Origin of the sequence: Vibrio sp. TRT 2004 (assembly GCF_050113735.1) — a bacterium.
GTDB lineage: Bacteria > Pseudomonadota > Gammaproteobacteria > Enterobacterales > Vibrionaceae > Vibrio.
Genome location: NZ_JBNJOH010000117.1, coordinates 1 through 1,366 on the forward strand (window position 1 = coordinate 1; position 1,366 = coordinate 1,366).

Sequence of the window (1,366 nt, forward strand, 5' to 3'; positions counted from 1 at the left end):
TTACGCAGCCTTCTCTGGGCCTATCTAGAGGGAGAAAAGGTGTTGTTCCGCTTTTATGATCCTGTCGTCATTATGCCCATGCTCGCCGTGATGAGTGACGGTGACCGTTATCAGTTTTTAGGGAACATAAGTCATTGGCTACATTGGCAAGGTGAAAAATATACCTGCTATGAAAATCACTCGTCCCTGCCTTTTACTTTGCAAACAAACCCTTGGTGGAGAGTGAAAAGTGAGCACCTGACAGCAAAAGAAGACCACACCACACTCGCCACCAATATTGAGCGAGCGTTATGGCGTGTGCTACCAACAGCAATCAACAGGTTAGCTAACCCCAAACAGTTTATAGAAAAAGCCTTGCAACAGTTTCCGCCAATGTATGCCACCTCTGTCGATAAACAAATTTACGTACTGGCTCACTTAATTAAGGCTGAGATTGTCAACATCAATGATGTGGTTGACGTTTTGCACTTCTCACTGACTGAGCGAGAGCAACTGGCGTACGTTATAGGAGCATTAAAATGACTTTTGGAGCCTTAGGTGTCAGTGAGCACTGCATTCCTTGCGAAAGCTACACCCATTGGATAGAAATCCATATTCGCGATGAACATAACCAACCATTCCCCAACATCAAAGGAAATTTGATCGACGCAAGTGGAGCGGTGTACCCAGTGACCCTTGGAGAGGAACCGATACGCTTGGTAAGCTTGGCTCCTGGACGTGTTACTCTCCAATTCGATAATCCAACCTGGTTGTATCACACCCAGCGTCGACTGCCCTTTGACGGTGAGACTTCTCCTGTCCAGCAATGGCTTAAACAGAACCCAGCCGCAAGCAGTGGTGCTTCTTGGACGCATCATACGCTAACCTTGGGTGACTTTGTGCAGCTAGAGCAAGGGCAAAACATCCCCAAACGCCACCAAAAAGAGGCGCTAGGCGTGGTCAAACTGGTTACGGATACCAGTCACTTCGTGACCATCCAAGGCTGTCGCTATATTACTCTAAGGTTAGGGATGTTTTTTGATGGGACAGCCAACAACAGCTACAGTGCCAAATGGGGCAAAGCTCGATTAGAGGCTCGCTACTACCTATGGCAAGCCGCTTATCAGGTATCAGAAGAGATTGCTAACACTCAAGATATTCATCCAACGCAATTCATTGAAAAATGTTTCGATTGGGCCGACATAACAGGCAGCGCGGCCAATGAACTGACCAATATCCAGAAGCTCTTTGACCTCTACCAGAGTGACACCTTCAATGAGGATAAAACTGTCTACCGTTTTGCTCAATACATTACTGGGATAGGCACAGGCAATAGCACCGATATTGCCAAAGCAGATGAAGATAACAAGGGATTGGCGTTTGGTTT

The 1,366-nt window shown here is 46.8% G+C and carries 2 pseudogenes; both read left to right on the forward strand.

Annotation, left to right across the window (positions count from 1 at the left end):
* Nucleotides 1–522 (forward strand): annotated as a pseudogene (locus ACQEXR_RS20110) (hypothetical protein); the annotation flags it as partial.
* Nucleotides 519–1,366, forward strand: a pseudogene (locus ACQEXR_RS20115) (DUF2235 domain-containing protein); the annotation flags it as partial. The pseudogenes ACQEXR_RS20110 and ACQEXR_RS20115, both read left to right, overlap by 4 nt.